This window comes from Streptomyces sp. NPDC055189 (genome assembly GCF_053606765.1).
In genome coordinates, this window is the sequence record NZ_JBSGSG010000042.1 from 1 (window position 1) to 14905 (window position 14905).

The 14905-nt window shown below is 72.6% G+C and carries 12 protein-coding genes and 1 riboswitch; of the genes, 5 read left to right on the plus strand and 7 right to left on the minus strand.

Annotated features, from left to right (window positions below; all coding sequences use genetic code 11):
- Positions 1 to 90 precede the first annotated feature (90 nt).
- The 7 genes from ACWFR3_RS26515 to ACWFR3_RS26545 form a co-directional block, all read right to left on the minus strand.
- Positions 91 to 546, minus strand: a complete 456-nt coding sequence (locus ACWFR3_RS26515) for an aggregation-promoting factor C-terminal-like domain-containing protein (protein WP_453737131.1) — start codon at positions 544 to 546, stop codon at positions 91 to 93.
- Positions 547 to 890: 344 nt separating this feature from the next.
- On the minus strand, positions 891 to 1739 hold the full coding sequence (locus ACWFR3_RS26520; protein ID WP_453737132.1) for an ECF transporter S component: 849 nt from the start codon (positions 1737 to 1739) through the stop codon (positions 891 to 893).
- On the minus strand, positions 1736 to 3412 hold the full coding sequence (locus tag ACWFR3_RS26525) for an ABC transporter ATP-binding protein (protein WP_453737133.1): 1677 nt from the start codon (positions 3410 to 3412) through the stop codon (positions 1736 to 1738). Before ACWFR3_RS26525 ends, ACWFR3_RS26520 begins: the two co-directional genes overlap by 4 nt.
- Positions 3409 to 4578 carry an energy-coupling factor transporter transmembrane component T gene (locus ACWFR3_RS26530; RefSeq protein WP_453737134.1) on the minus strand — a complete coding sequence of 390 codons (1170 nt, stop codon included), beginning with the start codon at positions 4576 to 4578 and terminating at the stop codon, positions 3409 to 3411. Before ACWFR3_RS26530 ends, ACWFR3_RS26525 begins: the two co-directional genes overlap by 4 nt.
- An 8-nt stretch (positions 4579 to 4586) precedes the next feature.
- Positions 4587 to 5261 (minus strand): SCO2322 family protein, encoded by a 675-nt coding sequence (locus ACWFR3_RS26535; protein WP_453737135.1) that lies wholly within the window; start codon positions 5259 to 5261, stop codon positions 4587 to 4589.
- Complete coding sequence (locus tag ACWFR3_RS26540) at positions 5258 to 6478, minus strand: prenyltransferase/squalene oxidase repeat-containing protein (RefSeq protein ID WP_453737136.1); 1221 nt, start codon at positions 6476 to 6478, stop codon at positions 5258 to 5260. Before ACWFR3_RS26540 ends, ACWFR3_RS26535 begins: the two co-directional genes overlap by 4 nt.
- A 146-nt stretch (positions 6479 to 6624) precedes the next feature.
- Positions 6625 to 6693: riboswitch (cobalamin riboswitch) on the minus strand.
- Between the two features lie 102 nt (positions 6694 to 6795).
- Entirely contained in the window at positions 6796 to 7845 is a 1050-nt protein-coding gene (locus ACWFR3_RS26545; protein ID WP_453737137.1) for an MBL fold metallo-hydrolase, read from the minus strand.
- A gap of 195 nt (positions 7846 to 8040) precedes the next feature.
- Here ACWFR3_RS26545 and ACWFR3_RS26550 point away from each other — a divergent pair, with 195 nt between their 5' ends.
- From ACWFR3_RS26550 to ACWFR3_RS26570, 5 genes are all read left to right on the plus strand, one after another.
- Complete coding sequence (locus ACWFR3_RS26550) at positions 8041 to 9507, plus strand: aldehyde dehydrogenase (protein WP_453737138.1); 1467 nt, start codon at positions 8041 to 8043, stop codon at positions 9505 to 9507.
- Positions 9507 to 9740, plus strand: coding sequence for a ferredoxin (locus tag ACWFR3_RS26555; RefSeq protein WP_453737139.1), 234 nt, complete (start codon positions 9507 to 9509; stop codon positions 9738 to 9740). The genes ACWFR3_RS26550 and ACWFR3_RS26555 overlap by 1 nt, the downstream gene beginning before the upstream one ends.
- A 274-nt stretch (positions 9741 to 10014) precedes the next feature.
- Positions 10015 to 12660, plus strand: coding sequence for a class III lanthionine synthetase LanKC (lanKC, locus tag ACWFR3_RS26560; RefSeq protein WP_453737140.1), 2646 nt, complete (start codon positions 10015 to 10017; stop codon positions 12658 to 12660).
- Positions 12661 to 12704: 44 nt separating this feature from the next.
- Positions 12705 to 12830, plus strand: a complete 126-nt coding sequence (locus tag ACWFR3_RS26565) for a SapB/AmfS family lanthipeptide (RefSeq protein ID WP_383271570.1) — start codon at positions 12705 to 12707, stop codon at positions 12828 to 12830.
- A gap of 123 nt (positions 12831 to 12953) precedes the next feature.
- Positions 12954 to 14690 (plus strand): ABC transporter ATP-binding protein, encoded by a 1737-nt coding sequence (locus ACWFR3_RS26570; RefSeq protein WP_453737141.1) that lies wholly within the window; start codon positions 12954 to 12956, stop codon positions 14688 to 14690.
- Positions 14691 to 14905 lie beyond the last annotated feature (215 nt).

Here is a 14905-nt window from a genome sequence, read left to right on the forward strand (position 1 = left end):
GGGCTGGGATATCCAGCCCGTCCGGCGTTTGAGGACGAACTCGGCGGAGCCGGTGATTTCCGGTGCGCCGGGCCCCAGGCCAGCTGCGGCTCAGTAGGAGCCGTTGGCCTGCCAGTGATTCCACGCGCCGACCGGGCTGCCGTAGCGGTCGTTCATGTAGTCGAGGCCCCACTTGATCTGGGTCTCGGGGTTGGTCTTCCAGTCCGAGCCCGCCGAGGCCATCTTCGAGGCGGGCAGCGCCTGGACCAGGCCGTAGGCGCCGGAGGAGGAGTTCGTGGCCGTGGCGTTCCAGCCGCTCTCGTGCTCCACGATCTTGCTGAACGCCTTGTACTGCGCGGGGTCCTTGATCATCTTCTTCGCGATGGCCTTCGCCGACGAAGGCGCCGCGGCGGGAGCGGCGGCCGGAGCCGCGGCCTTCGCCTCGGACGGGGCGGCGGCCTGGGCCGCGCCCGCGCTGAACACCATGCCGGTCGTGGCGACGGCCACGGCGGCACCGGCGAGGGCCTTCTTCGGGGTGGCGATGCGGCGGATGAGCGTGGCGGACAAAGCGTGACCTTCCGTGGGGAACATGGTGTCGCGGGCATGCCGTGGGCCACGGGGGTGTGGCTCGGGGGGCTGCTCCCGCGCCGCTGTTCGAACCTGCGGCGCTGTGCGACTCGATCCAGAGAAGCAGGGCTGTTGCGCCTCCGCAATGCCCCTTTTTACTAGTGGATGTCGCATCCGGGCGAAAGGTCCTTCGTGTGACGTGGCTCTCAATCCGCAGGTCAGAGGCGGTTTTGACGCGTGCGCGACAAGACGGGTGAGCTACGGCCCTCCTTCGTAGAGGACCTTGGTCCTGTGGGCCGCCTCACCCCGAACGGCGCTCCATGTAACGGAGAGCCAGTGGCCGCCTACGCCTTGGGCCCCTCGAAAGTGATCTGCGCCTCGAAGGCGGCCCGGCGCGTGGCCCGGCGCAGCGCCTTCAGTACGGCGGGGCCAAGCGCGAGGCTCAGCAGGACGGTCACGACGGCGCGGGGCAGGTCCCAGCCGAGCGAGGTCGCAAGGCAGTACGCGATGAAGCGGCCGAGGTTGTCGCCGACGGGATCGCCGGGCACGAACGAGACGCCGGTGGCGAGGCCGCCGATGTAGGGCCAGCCCTGCAGATTCATGACGGTGCCGTAGAGGACGGACGAGACCGCCCCGTAGGCGGCAAGGAGCCACAGCTCGCGCCGCCCGCGGATACTGTCGGCGCCCGGCAGCAGCCCCGCGCCCATGCAGACCCACCCCATGGACAGCATCTGGAACGGCATCCACGGCCCGACACCCCCGGTGAGCAGCGCGGAGGCGAACATGGACACCGCGCCGAGCACGAACCCGAAGCCGGGTCCGAGCACCCGCCCGCTGAGCACCATGAGGAAGAACATCGGCTCGATCCCGGCCGTCCCCGCGCCCAGCGGCCGCAGCGCGGCACCGGCGGCGGCGAGCACCCCGAGCATCGCGATGGCCTTCGCGTCGAGCCCGACATCGGCGATGGTCGCCACGACGACGGCGAGCAGGAGCGGCAGCAGCGCCGCGAACAGCCATGGCGCGTCCCCGGCATGCGCGCTCAGCCCCGATTCCCCGCTCGCGATGAGCGGCCACCCGAAGGCCACGACGCCGACCGCGCTGACGAGCGCGAGGGCGCCGACGGAGCGCGGGCCCAGGCGGATGGGGCGGGCCTGGCGGCCGGCGGACTTGCCCGCGGCGGGAGCGGAGCTCACGGGGTATCGCCCTCCGTGCGCAATGCCTCCCGTACCTCCGTGACCGTCAGCCACTTCTGCGGGGCGAGGATCTTGGTGGTCTGCGGGGCGAAGGACGGGGACGAGACCACGATCTCGGGGGTCGGGCCGTCCGCGACGATCTCGCCGTCGGCGAGGATCGCCACCCGGTGGGCCAGTTCCGCCGCCAGTTCCACGTCGTGCGTCGCCAGGACGATCGCGTGGCCGTCGGCGGCCAGTCCGCGCAGGAGCGTGACCAGGCGCGCCTTGGCCGCGTAGTCGAGGCCACGGGTCGGCTCGTCGAGGAGGAGCAGGGGAGGGCGGGCCGTCAGAACGACCGCCAGGGCCAGGGTGAGGCGCTGGCCCTCCGAGAGGTCGCGGGGGTGGGTGTCGTCCGTGATGCCGGGGAGCAGCTCCGACACCAGCGCGCGGCAGGTGCCGGGCTCCGCCGCCGCGTCGTGGTCGGCCGCCGCGCACTCGGCGGCCACCGTGTCCGCGTAGAGGAGGTCCCGCGGCTCCTGGGGGACCAGGCCCACGTGGCGGATCAGCTCGCGCGGGCCCGTGCGGTGCGGGACCTTGCCGCCGACGCGGACCGAGCCCGCCGCCGGTTCGAGCAGGCCCACCAGGGTGGAGAGGAGCGTGGACTTCCCGGCGCCGTTGCGGCCCATCAGGGCCACGGTCTCGCCCGCGCTGACGGTGAGGTCGACGCGGCGCAGGGCCTCCACACGGCCCCGGCGGACGGCCAGGCCGGTCACGCTCGCAGCGGCTGCTTCCGGCGCCTGAGTCTTCGTACGCCTGCGCAGGACGGACCGGCGGGGCGCCGGGGGTGCCTCGTCAGGCTCGGTTCCGGCGGGGGCCAGGCCGGTCAGCCGCTCCCGCAGCGCCCCCGCCCTGCGCCGCGCGTCGCGCACCGTCAGCGGCAGCGGCGACCAGCCCGCGATGCGGCCCAGGCCCACCACCGGCGGGTAGACCGGCGAGATCGCCATCAGCGAGGCGGGATCGCCGAGTACGGGCGGCTCGCCGGGGGCCGCGAGCAGCAGCACCTGGTCCGCGTACTGCACGACCCGCTCCAGGCGGTGCTCGGCCATCAGGACCGTCGTGCCCAGGTCGTGGACGAGGCGCTGCAGTACGGCGAGTACCTCCTCGGCGGCGGCCGGGTCCAGGGCCGACGTCGGTTCGTCAAGGACGAGCACCCGGGGGTGCGGCGTGAGCACCGAGCCGATCGCGACGCGCTGCTGCTGGCCGCCGGAGAGCGTGGCGATGGGACGGTCGCGCAGGTCGGCGAGGCCGAGCAGGTCGAGCGTCTCCTCGACCCGGCGCCGCATCACGTCGGGGGAGAGGCCGAGCGACTCCATGCCGTACGCGAGCTCGTCCTCGACCGTGTCCGTCACGAAGTGCGAGAGCGGGTCCTGGCCCACCGTGCCGACCACATCGGCCAGTTCACGCGGCTTGTGGGTACGGGTGTCGCGCCCCGCCACGGTCACCCGGCCCCGCAGCGTGCCCCCGGTGAAGTGCGGCACGAGCCCGCTCACCGTGCCGAGCAGCGTCGATTTGCCGACCCCGGAAGGCCCGACGAGGAGCACGAGCTCGCCCTCGGGCACGGCGAGATCGACCCCGCGCACGGTGGGCCCGGCGACCCCTTCGTACGTCACGGAGACATCCTCGAAGCGGATCATGAGGGCTCCTCGGAGCGAGCGGGGGCGGAAACAGGGGCGGTGGAATCGGCGGGCACCGGCGCCACGAAGGCGGGCAGCAGGCCGATGAGCACGGCTGCCGCGGGCCACAGCGGCAGCGTCGGCGCCGTCAGGGGGACGACTCCCGGGTGCAGGGCGGCAGCGTCGTACGAGGCGGCCCAGATCATCAGGCCCGCCACCGCGATGCCCGACCCGGCGACGAGCCAGGCGCGCACGCCCCAGGGGTCGGGCCGGTAGCGGGTGCGCACGGAGCGCCGCCCGCCCAGGCGCAGTCCCGCGAGGGCGGCGAGCAGACCGGCGGCCAGGACCGGCAGACCGTAGCCCGTACCGCCGGCGGTGAGCAGGCCGTATGTTCCCGCGCAGACGCCCATCAGACCGCCGAGCGTCAGTACCGCCGTGGTCCTGCGCACCCGTGCGGGGACCGGCGCGCTGCGGCCGAAACCGCGCGCGTCCATCGCCGCGGCAAGGGCGACCGACCGTTCGAGGGCGCCCTCAAGGACCGGGAGTCCGACCTGGAGCAGCCCCCGGATGCCCTTGTCCGCACGCCCGCGAAGGCGCCGCGCGGCACGCAGGCGCTGCACATCCATGATCAGGTTCGGCGCGAACGTCATCGCCACGACGATGGCGACCCCCACCTCGTACAGCGCGCCCGGCAGCGACTTGAGCAGCCGGGCCGGGCTCGCGAGGGCGTTGGCCGCGCCGACGCAGATGAGGAGCCCCGCGAGGCGCACCCCGTCGTAGAGCGCGAAGAGCAGCCCCTCGGCCGTGACCCGGCCGCCGATCCGCACGCCCTTCGCCCAGTCGGGCAGCGGCACTTCGGGCAGCGTCACGATGACGTGCGAACCGGGGATGGGGGAGCCGAGGACGACGGCGAAGACGAGCCGGATCGCGATCACGACGAGGCCCAGCTTCACGAAGGCGCCGTACGACCGTGCCCATGGCGCGGACGTCTTGCGGGCCGCGACGACATAGCCCGCGACGCCGATCAGGAGGCCGAGCAGCAGGGGATTGGTGGTGCGGGACGCCGCGACACCGAGCCCCAGCGCCCACACCCACCAGGCGCCCGGGTGCAGGGCGTTGCTCCGGTGCGCCTCGGGGGCCAGCCGCCGCCGCAGCGCACCGGGAGCGGTGCTCGGGTGATCGTTCATGGTGCGGTTCAGCCGCGTCGGCGGCGTGCCTGCCAGAGGGCGGCCCCGCCGAGCAGGGCGATGGCGGCCACGCCTGCGATCAGGCCGACGGAGGGACCGCCGGAGCCGCTCTCCTTGTCTCCGGCCTCGCTCGCGGTGGACTTCTTCCCGGACTCGCCGTCGCCCGCGACCTGCTCCCCGCAGCCCGACTTCGGGTAGTCGGCGATGGCGCACAGGAGCGCGTTGCTGTCGTAGCGCAGCGGCTTCGCGACCGCGGCGAGGGCGTCCGCGCTCGTCGCGTCGTCCGCGATCAGCGCGCAGGCGGTACGGGACTTCGGCGGCCTCTCGCCTTCGGGAGCGTCACCCGGCGTACCGAAGTCGATGACCAGGGCGATCCGCTTGCGGTCGTCCTCGGCGGGAGTCTTGGCGCAGATCGTGTCGAAGTCCGCGGCGGCGCCGCGCGGCTTCGCGGCGTCCTTGGAGTCCTCGGACACGGAGAACCGGAAACCCTGCACGGCACCGTCGTCGGGGCGCGCGGTGCTCGGCCCCTGGCTCGCGTACACCCACGCGGAGCCGTCCCGGTCCCAGAAGGACCAGTAGCGGTAGCCGGCGGCCTGGGCGGGGGCGGCGGCGAGGACACCGAGCAGGGCGGCGACGAACGCCCCCGCGAGCAGGCGCCCCCACCGCGCGCGACCCCGCGTCACAGCTGCTGCTTCTTCTTGTTGCCGCTGTACAGGAAGCCGATGCCGATACCGGCGACCATGCCGACGCCGATGATCCACCAGATGCTCACGCCGCTGCCGTCGTCGCTGTCCTTCTTCTCGTCGGCGGCCTTCTCGGTGGCCTGCGGGGCGGGGCCCGTCGCGTTCAGCTGCTTGACCAGGTCCGCGCCGCCGAAGTCGCGCGGGTCCATGCCCGCCGCGTGGGCGGCGAAGATCAGCTGGGAGTAGGCGGCGGGGCCGGACGTCTTCGCCCAGTCCGCCGAGTTCTTCGCCAGCCACTCGGCCGACTTCTTGGCCTGCTCCTGCTGACCGGCCGCGGCGAGCGCGAGCACCGAGTCGGCGGTGTTGCCGAGGTCGGGCATGTTCTTGGCGCCGGGCAGCGAGGACATCAGGTGATCGTCGCCCTTGGCGAGGGTCTTCAGGAGGTAGCCGGTGCCGTTCGACGCTGCCTGCTCGGCGGTGTCGGCCTTCGCGCACTTCGGGGCAGCGGCCTGCTTCTTCGCCTCGTCCACGACCAGGCCCTTGCCGTGGCCGCCGAGGACGCCTGCCGCCGTGGCGTCCGCGTTCGGCGAGAGCTTGCCGGTCTTGGCGTCCGCGAGGCCGAAGGCGCCGCCGTCCTTGTCGCAGCTCATGGAGAGGGCGGGCAGCGCGTCGTACGCGGACTTGCCGTCCTGCGACTTCACCGACTGCGGCTTCAGACCGGCCCCGGCGAGGGCGCCGATGACGATGCCGGTGGAGTTGGCGTCGGAGTCCATGCCGGGGCTGTAGCCCCAGCCGCCGTCGCTGTTCTGCACCGACTTCAGCCAGTCGACGCTCTTCTTGACCGTCTCCTTCTCACCGCCGAGCGCGGTGAGCGCCTGCACGGCGGCGGCGGTCGAGTTGCTGTCGACCATGGTCTTGGAGTCGCACGGCTCGCCCGCGTCGGCCCGGTACGCGGCGAAACCGCCGCTCGCGCACTGCTGCCCCGTGAGCCAGTCGACGGCCTTGGCGGCGGGCTTCACACCGGCCGAGTCCTGGGCGAGCAGGGCGTACGACTGCCGGAACACCCCGTCGAATTTGGGGTCGGAGTCGCCGTACAGGCCGGAGGGGAGCGCGGCGGAGGGCGACGGGGACGCGGTGTCCGCGAAGGCGGCCGGGGCGGCGACCGAACCGAACACGGCGACGGCGGCCAGGACCGCTGCGCTGCGGCGAACGTTCATGATGCGGCGGGTGCCTCTCCCTGCGGGGAGCGGGGCAGCACGGGCGCGTAGCTGGGCACGGGCACCGGGCGGCTCCGGCTCCGTATACCTCGACGGTGCCGGTCATCGGCGGTTCCGATGACGCGAGCCGGTCATGCTCCGTACCAGGCATTCCGGCTCACCGCGCGGATGCGGTATACGGCTGCGGGTCAGCGCCGGATTCGCACCGGCTTCCCCCCGTACGGGCATGATGACGACGGGCCCACTCTACCGGCCCGTAGGGGAGCGGCCCTGGCTGCCCGCCCCCGGCCGGAGGTCGCATCGCCCCGCCACGGAGGTCACACAGCCCGGTAGCGGACAGGATCGCTGCCCACCGCCTCCGCGCGCCCCAGCTTCACCAGGCGCCGCACATGTGCCTCGGCCTCGGAGACGGCGATGTTCCGCGAGCCGTAGCGGATCTGGTCCCAGGGGCGGTTCCACTCCATCTGCGTGGCGAGCTGCCAGGGGGTGAGGGGCTCGGCGAGGAGGGCGAGCAGGTCGGTGAGGCGCTCCTCGTGGTGGGCCAGGATCTCCCGGACGCGGGCCGGGGCGTCCGTGAACGCGTACTGGTGGGCGGGCAGCACCTCGGCGGGGCCAAGGCGGCCGATGCGCTCAAGGGAGTCGATGTAGTCGCCGAGCGGGTCGGTGACGGTGTCGTCGTCGGGGTCCTCGTACAGGCCGATGTGCGGGGTGATGCCGGGGAGCAGATGGTCGCCGGAGAACAGGCGGCCGTGCCCGGCAAGGCGTGCCGGGTGCTCCTCCTCCAGGTGCAGGCAGACGTGGCCCGGCGTGTGGCCGGGGGTCCAGATCGCGCGGAGCCTGCGCCCCGGCAGTTCGAGCAGTTCGCCCGGCGTGATGTCGCGGTCGGGGAGCGCGGCGGCCAGTCCCGGCAGCCGGGGCGTGCGGCCCGCGTCACGGGCGGCGATGAGCGGAGCGAGATGCTCGGCGGGGGCGCCCGCGGCCGTCAGCTTCTCCATCATGTAGTCGAACCAGCGCGCGGGCGGCCCGGTCCGCGTGCGGCGTACGACCGACGCGTCCGCCTCGTGCATCGCGATCCACGCACCCGAAGCCTCGCGGACCTTGGCCGACAGGCCGTGGTGGTCGGGGTGGTGGTGGGTGATGACGACGCCGTGCACCGCTTCGGCGGAGGTGCCGCAGGCGGCGAGGCCGGTGGCCAGAGCGTCCCAGGACGTCGGGTCGTCCCAGCCCGTGTCGATGAGGACAGGGCCCGCGTCGGTGTCCAGCAGATGGACGAGGGTGAACCCCAGGGGGTTGTCGGGGATCGGGACCTTGATGCTCCACACGCCCCCGCCGTGCTCGGTCACCTGCGGTTCGGTCACCTGCGTCATCGGGCGCCCTCTTCTTCTCTCGTTCTTCCCTCGGCCGTAACTAGAACTAGTTCCAATGATCGCCCAAGTCGACCGTTTCGTCAGGCTACTTGAGTCTTGCCCTTCGTGGACTAGTGGAACTAGAACTGGTATCAGTTCTGAAACAGTGTCAGAAAGCGTGCCGCGCAGGCGGAATCCCGCAGGAGGCAGTCAGCCATGACCGAGATCGTGGAACACGGGCAGCTTTTCATCGGCGGGGAGCTGGTGGACCCCCTCGGCAAGGACGTCATCGAGGTGATCTCGCCGCACACCGGCCAGGTCTTCGCGCGCGTGCCGCACGCCGCGCCCGCCGACGTCGACCGGGCCGTCGCCACCGCGCGCAAGGCGTTCGACGAGGGGCCCTGGCCCCGGATGACGCTCGACGAGCGGATGGAGGTCATCACAAAGATCAAGGACGCGTTCGCCGTACGGCACGAGGAGATCGCCCGCGTCATCAGCTCCGAGAACGGCACCCCGTACACCTCCAGCATCATGGTGCAGGCCCTCGCCGCGATGATGGTCTGGGACTCGGCGCTCACGGTCGCCCGTAACTTCACGTACGAGGAGCAGCGCGACGGAGCGCTCGGCAAGATCCTCGTCCGGCGCGAGCCGGTCGGTGTCGTGGCGGCCGTAGTGCCGTGGAACGTCCCGCAGTTCACCGCGGCGGCCAAGCTCGCGCCCGCGCTGCTCGCCGGCTGCCCGGTGATCCTCAAGACCTCCCCCGAGGCGCCGCTCGACGCCTACATACTCGCCGAGATCGCCACCGAGGCGGGTCTTCCGCCAGGCGTGCTCTCGATCATCTCGGCGGACCGCGAGGTGAGCGAGTACCTCGTCGGGCACCCCGGCATCGACAAGGTGTCCTTCACGGGCTCCGTCGGCGCGGGCAAGCGCGTCATGGAGGTCGCGGCCCGCAATCTCACGCGCGTGACCCTGGAGCTCGGCGGCAAGTCCGCAGCGGTGATCCTGCCGGACGCGGACGCGGCGTCCGCGGTGGCCGGCATCGTGCCCTTCGCCTGGATGATCAACGGCCAGGCGTGTGTGGCCCAGACCCGCATCCTCGTGCCGCACTCGCGCCACGACGAGTTCGCCGAGGCCTTCGCCGCAGCGGCCGGAGCGCTCAAGGTCGGCGACCCGCTCGACCCGGCGACCGAACTCGGCCCGCTGGTCGCGCAACGCCAGCAGCAGCGCTCGCTCGACTACATCCGCATCGGGCAGGAGGAAGGCGCCAAGATCCTTGCCGGTGGCGGGCGTCCGGCAGGGCTCGACGAGGGCTGGTACGTCGAGCCGACGCTCCTGGGCGGCGTGGACAACTCGATGCGCGTGGCCCGCGAGGAGATCTTCGGCCCGGTCATCTGCCTTCTCCCGTACGGCGACGAGAGCGAGGCCGTGAAGATCGCCAACGACTCCGACTACGGGCTCAGCGGCAGCGTCTGGACGGCGGACACGGAGCGCGGCATCGACATCGCGCGGCAGGTGCGCACCGGGACGTACTCCGTGAACACCTTCAGCCTCGACATGCTCGGCCCGTTCGGCGGCTACAAGAACTCCGGTCTCGGGCGGGAGTTCGGGCCCGAGGGGTACGGCGAGTACTTCGAGCACAAGATGATCCACCTCCCGGCCGGATATGAAGGGGCGGGTGCCTGATGGGTGACCGCTGGCACGTCGAGGTGGACCGCTCCGTCTGCATCGGCTCCGGGATGTGCGTGATCACGGCGCCGGGCGGTTTCTCGCTCGACTCCGCCCGCCAGTCGCACCCCGTGGATCCCGAGACCGACGCCAACGAGAAGGTGCTCGAAGCGGCCGAGGGATGTCCGGTCGAGGCGATCACGATCACGCTGTCCGGCAGTGGGGAGGTCGTCTTCCCGCCGGAGGACTGACCGGTTCGGAGCCGGGCGGCTGGCCGGTCCGGAGTTGGACGACTGGCCGGTTCGTTGCCGGAGGGCCGACCGGCCCGGCAGCGGCGGCGGACTTTACGTCCGCGACGCCGCCCGTACCGATTCGTATACATCTTGTACGTATCGTGTTCGATCGAACAGGTGCGAACACGAAGTTACCCGTGCGTTCCGCATGGCTGATCGATGACATCCGTGACTGTCCGCCCCCTTTGCGGCCTGGAAATCTCATTGCCAGACCACATGGGGAGGGGACGCCGTGGACAAGCGGTACGAGGTCTACTGTCTGGCCGACAGGCACTTCTACGAGACTCCGGACCGCTTGTCCGTGGGCGGCAGCGCCCCCGAATTCGGGACGGCACAGCGCCCGGTCCCGCAGGGATGGCGCTCGGCGCGCCAGGGCGACTGGCTGACCTTCGTCCCCGTCGACGAGGACGGGCACGCCAGGCCCGCGCTCCAGCAGGGCTGGAAGATCCACGTCTCCGCCACCCTGGAGAACGCCGACCGGATCGCCGCGGCGGTCACGGACCACTGTGTGCCGCGCTCCGTCCCCTTCAAGTTCATCGCGGGACGGCGCCTGCTGCACCTGCGCAACAGCAAGTACGCGGGACGCGACGGCAGCGGGAAATTCGCCACGATCTACCCCGCCGACGAGCTCCAGCTGAAGTCCCTGCTCGAAGAGTTGGGGCAGACGCTCGCAGGGCACGAGGGTCCCTACATCCTCACCGACCTGCGCTGGCAGGAAGGCCCGCTCTACGTCAGGTACGGCGCCTTCACCCGCCGTATGTGCGCCGACGAACACGGCGGTCTCGTCCCCGCGATCGAGGACGACCAGGGCCGCCTCGTCCCCGACTCGCGGGACCCGGCCTTCCGGGTCCCCGACTGGGTGACGCTGCCGCCGTTCCTCGAATCGCAGCTGGCGGCGCGCAACAACACGACGGTCACCGACCTGCCGTACCGCATGGAGAAGGCGCTGCACTTCTCCAACGGCGGCGGGGTCTACGCGGGCACCGACACCCGGGACGGCCGCAAGGTCGTCCTGAAAGAGGGCCGGCCGCACGCGGGCCTGGCATCCGACGGGGCCGACGCCGTGGCCCGCCTGGAGCGCGAGCGGGACGCGCTGGGGAAACTGGCGGGCCTCGGCGTCGCGCCCGAAGTGCGGGACTGGTTCGAGCTCGGCGGCCACCGCTTCCTCGTCATGGACTTCCTGGAGGGCCGCCCCCTCAACTCCTTCTTCGCCGACCGTCATCCGCTCCTTGTCAGCGAGCCGGACGCCGACGCGATCGCCGCGTACACGGCCTGGGCGCTGCGGATCCACCGCGCCGTCGAGGAAGCCGTCGCGGCCGTGCACGAGCGGGGCGTCGTCTTCAACGACCTCCACATGTTCAACATCATGGTCGCGCCCGACGAACAGTCCGTCTCCTTGCTCGACTTCGAGGCGGCGGGGCGTGTGGGGGAGAGCGGCAGGCAGGTAGTGGCCCACCCGGGGTTCATCGCGCCCGCGGACCGGGAGGGGGTCGACGTCGATCTCTACGCCCTCGCCTGTCTGCGCCTCGCCCTCTTCCTGCCGATCACCACGCTGCTCGCCGTCGACCGGGGCAAGGCCGCCCATCTCGCGACGGTGATCGCGGCCGAGTTCCCCGACGTGCCGCGGGAGTTCCTCGCCGAAGCGGTGGCGGAGATCGAGCGGGACGGGACCGGCAGGGGCGGGACCGGCCGCGGGGTGGGCGCCGCCAAGAGGACCACCGCGGGGTCGGCCACGGCACTCGTCGACGTCGCCGACTGGCCCGCGAGCCGGGACTCGATGGTCAAGGCCATCCTCGCCTCGGCCACTCCGGAGCGCGACGACCGGCTGTTCCCCGGCGACATCGCGCAGTTCGCCGACGGCGGCGGGCTCGGCCTCGCGCACGGCGCGGCCGGAGTGCTCCTCGCCCTCGCCGAGAGCGGCGCCGAGCGCTACGAAGAGGGCGAGCGCTGGCTCCTGAAGCACACCGAGTCCGCCCCGCCGGGTACGCCTCTGGGTCTCGACGACGGCCTCGCGGGCATCGCCCACGTACTCGAACGGCTCGGTCACCGCACCCGCGCGCTCGACCTGATGGAGAGCATCCTCCAGGAGAACTGGCAGCGGCTGCCCTCCGATCTGGACGGCGGTCTCGCCGGTCTCGGCCTCGCCCTCGACGCCCTCGCGCACAGCGCCGGCGAGGAAGGTCTTGCGCAACACGCGTTTCGTGCAGCCGAGTTGATCGGCGAACGGCTCACCGCCGGGGCCGGGACCCCGCCGAAGGGGCGGCCACGGGCCGGTCTGTTGCACGGGTCGACCGGCCCGGCACTCCTCTTCCTGCGGCTCTACGAGAGGAACGGCGACCCCGCGCTCCTCGACCTGGCGGCACGGGCCCTGCGCGCGGACCTCGACCGGTGCGTGGCGCGGCCCGACGGCAGCATCGGCGTGGACGAGGGGTGGCGCACGATGCCGTACCTCGGCGACGGCAGTGTCGGCATCGGGATGGTCATCGACGACTACCTCGCGCACCGCGACGACGCCGGGTTCGAGGCCGCGAGGCCGGGCATTCTGGCCGCCGCGCGCTCACGCTTCTGCGTACAGCCGGGCCTCTTCCAGGGGCGGGCCGGCTTCCTGCTGCACCTCAACCGCAGCACCGCGCCCGGCATCACGCCGGGGGACGGTGCCGCGCAGATCGAGGGGCTCGGCTGGTTCGCGATGCCGTACGAGGGGCAACTCGCCTTCCCCGGCAACCAGATGCTGCGCCTCTCCATGGACCTGCACACCGGAACGGCGGGCTGCCTTCTCGCGCTCGCCGCCGCCCTGGGGGACGGCGGAGCACACGTCCCCTTCCTGCCGCCCCTCGGGCGGCCCCGAACCCGGTCCCGCCACGCGGCGGGGTCGTGACACCACCCATAAGGACACTACGTCCCCAAATGAGAGGGAAGATCATGGCGCTTCTCGACCTGCAGAGCATGGAGTCCGACGAGATGACCGGTGGCGGCCACGGTGGCGGCGGCAGCAACGTGAGCCTGCTGCTGTGCTGGAGCGACGCGAGTGTCCTCCTCTGTCTCTGATGCCGGTCCGTGCCGTCTGACCGGCACGTCGTGAGGGACCGGGCGGCGCCTCTGCCCAGAGGCACCGCCCGGATCCGTCCCCCACCCCGCCACGGACAAGAGGACTGCGAGGACCCGGATCGCATGGCGACCACGACCACCCGTCCTCACCCACCCGACCCACCCGACGACGACGCCGGCCTGCTGAAGGCCGTGACCCGTCACAACGCCGTCCGCTGCGCGGCCCTGGCGCTCTGCAGTGTCGGGGGTGCGGGCGCGAGCCTGCTCCTGCCGTTCGCGATCGGCCGTGCCCTGGACGCCGTCCTCGCGGGGCACGCCGCGGGCCACGTCGGCGCCGACGCCGGCCGCTGGATCCTCCTGTGCACGGCGCTCGTCGGTGCGAGCGCACTCCTTGACGCGTTCGACGGCGTCCTCACCGGAACCACCAACGCCCGCGCCACCGCCTGGCTGCGGGGCCGTGTCGGACGCCATGTGCTGGCCGTCGGGCCGCGCGCCACTGCCCGCTTCGCCCCCGGCGACCTGGTGGCCCGCCTCGTCGACAACGCGGCACACGCGGGCGTCGCGCCCGCCACGCTCGCCGCGCTGCTCGCCGCCCTCGTGGCGCCCGTGGGCGCCGTGGTGGCCCTCGCCCTGATCGACGGCTGGCTCGCCGTGGTGTTCGTCGCGGGGGCACCCGTCCTGGTCCTGCTCCTGCGGGCGTTCGTGCGGGTCTCGTCCGACTGCGTGGCGCGCTACCAGCAGGTCCAGGGGGACATCGCGGGCCGCCTCGGGGAGGCGATCGGCGGGTCCAGGACCATCGCCGCCGCGCACACCGAGGACAAAGAGGCGGAGCGCGTGCTCGGGGCGCTGCCCGAACTCTCCCGGCAGGGACACCGCATGTGGCGGGTCCAGGGCCGCTCCCAGGCGCAGGCCGTCGCGGTCGCGCCGCTCCTGCAGATCGCGGTCATCGCGGTCGCCGGCCATCTCGTCGTCCAGGACCGCATCACCGTCGGCGAACTCCTTTCCGCCTCCCGGTACGCGGTCCTCGCCACCGGCATCGGGATGCTCGTCGGCCAGCTCGGCGGCCTTGTCCGGGCGAGGGCCGCGGCGCGCCGCCTGGGGGAGGTGCTCGCGGAACCCGCGACCTCGCACGGCCACGCGGAACTCCCTCCGGGGGAGGGGTTGTTGGAGCTACGAGGGATCAAGGCGGCCCGTGGCGGACGCACCGTGCTCGACGGTGTCGACCTGACGGTGCCCTCGGGGAGCACGCTCGCCGTGGTCGGCCGTTCCGGCGCGGGCAAGTCACTGCTCGCGGCCCTCGCGGGCCGGCTGGCCGACCCCGACGAAGGCGACGTACGCCTCGACGGCGTCCCTCTGGGTTCGCTCAGCCGCGAGGAGCTGCGCCGCGAGGTCGGCTACGCCTTCGAACGGCCCGCGCTGCTCGGCGCGACCCTGGAGGACACGATCGGCTTCGGCGCCCCGCGCCCGGCGCCGGGCCGCGTCCGCGAGGCGGCCCGCGCCGCCCGCGCCGACACGTTCATCACCCGCCTCCCCGACGGTTATGCCACGCCCTGCGCCGAAGCGCCCCTCTCCGGAGGTGAGGCCCAACGCCTGGGCCTGGCAAGGGCGTTCGCGCGCGGCGGCCGGATCCTGATCCTGGACGATGCGATGTCGAGCCTGGACACGGTGACGGAACACCACATAGCCGAGGCCCTCCTCCACCACACCCCGCACCGCAGCCGCCTGATCATCGCCCACCGCGCGGCGACGGCGGCCCGCGCGGACGTGGTCGCCTGGCTGGACGGCGGCCGGATCCGGGCGGTGGGAACGCATACGGAGCTGTGGGAACGGGCGGAGTACCGGGAGGTGTTCGGCGAGTGAGGCACGAAACATCCGACGCCGTGGCTCCGCCCGGCCCCTACCGCCGGGGTGTCCGCTTCCTGTGGCGCAGGTGGCCGGTGGTGCTGCGGCTCGCGCTCTGGTCGGTCCTGGAGACCGGGCAGACCTTCCTCACCGGATACGCCCTCGCGCGCGCCCTGGACGACGGTTTCCTCGCGGGGCGTGCGGCGGTGGGCCTCGGGTGGCTCGGCGGGGCC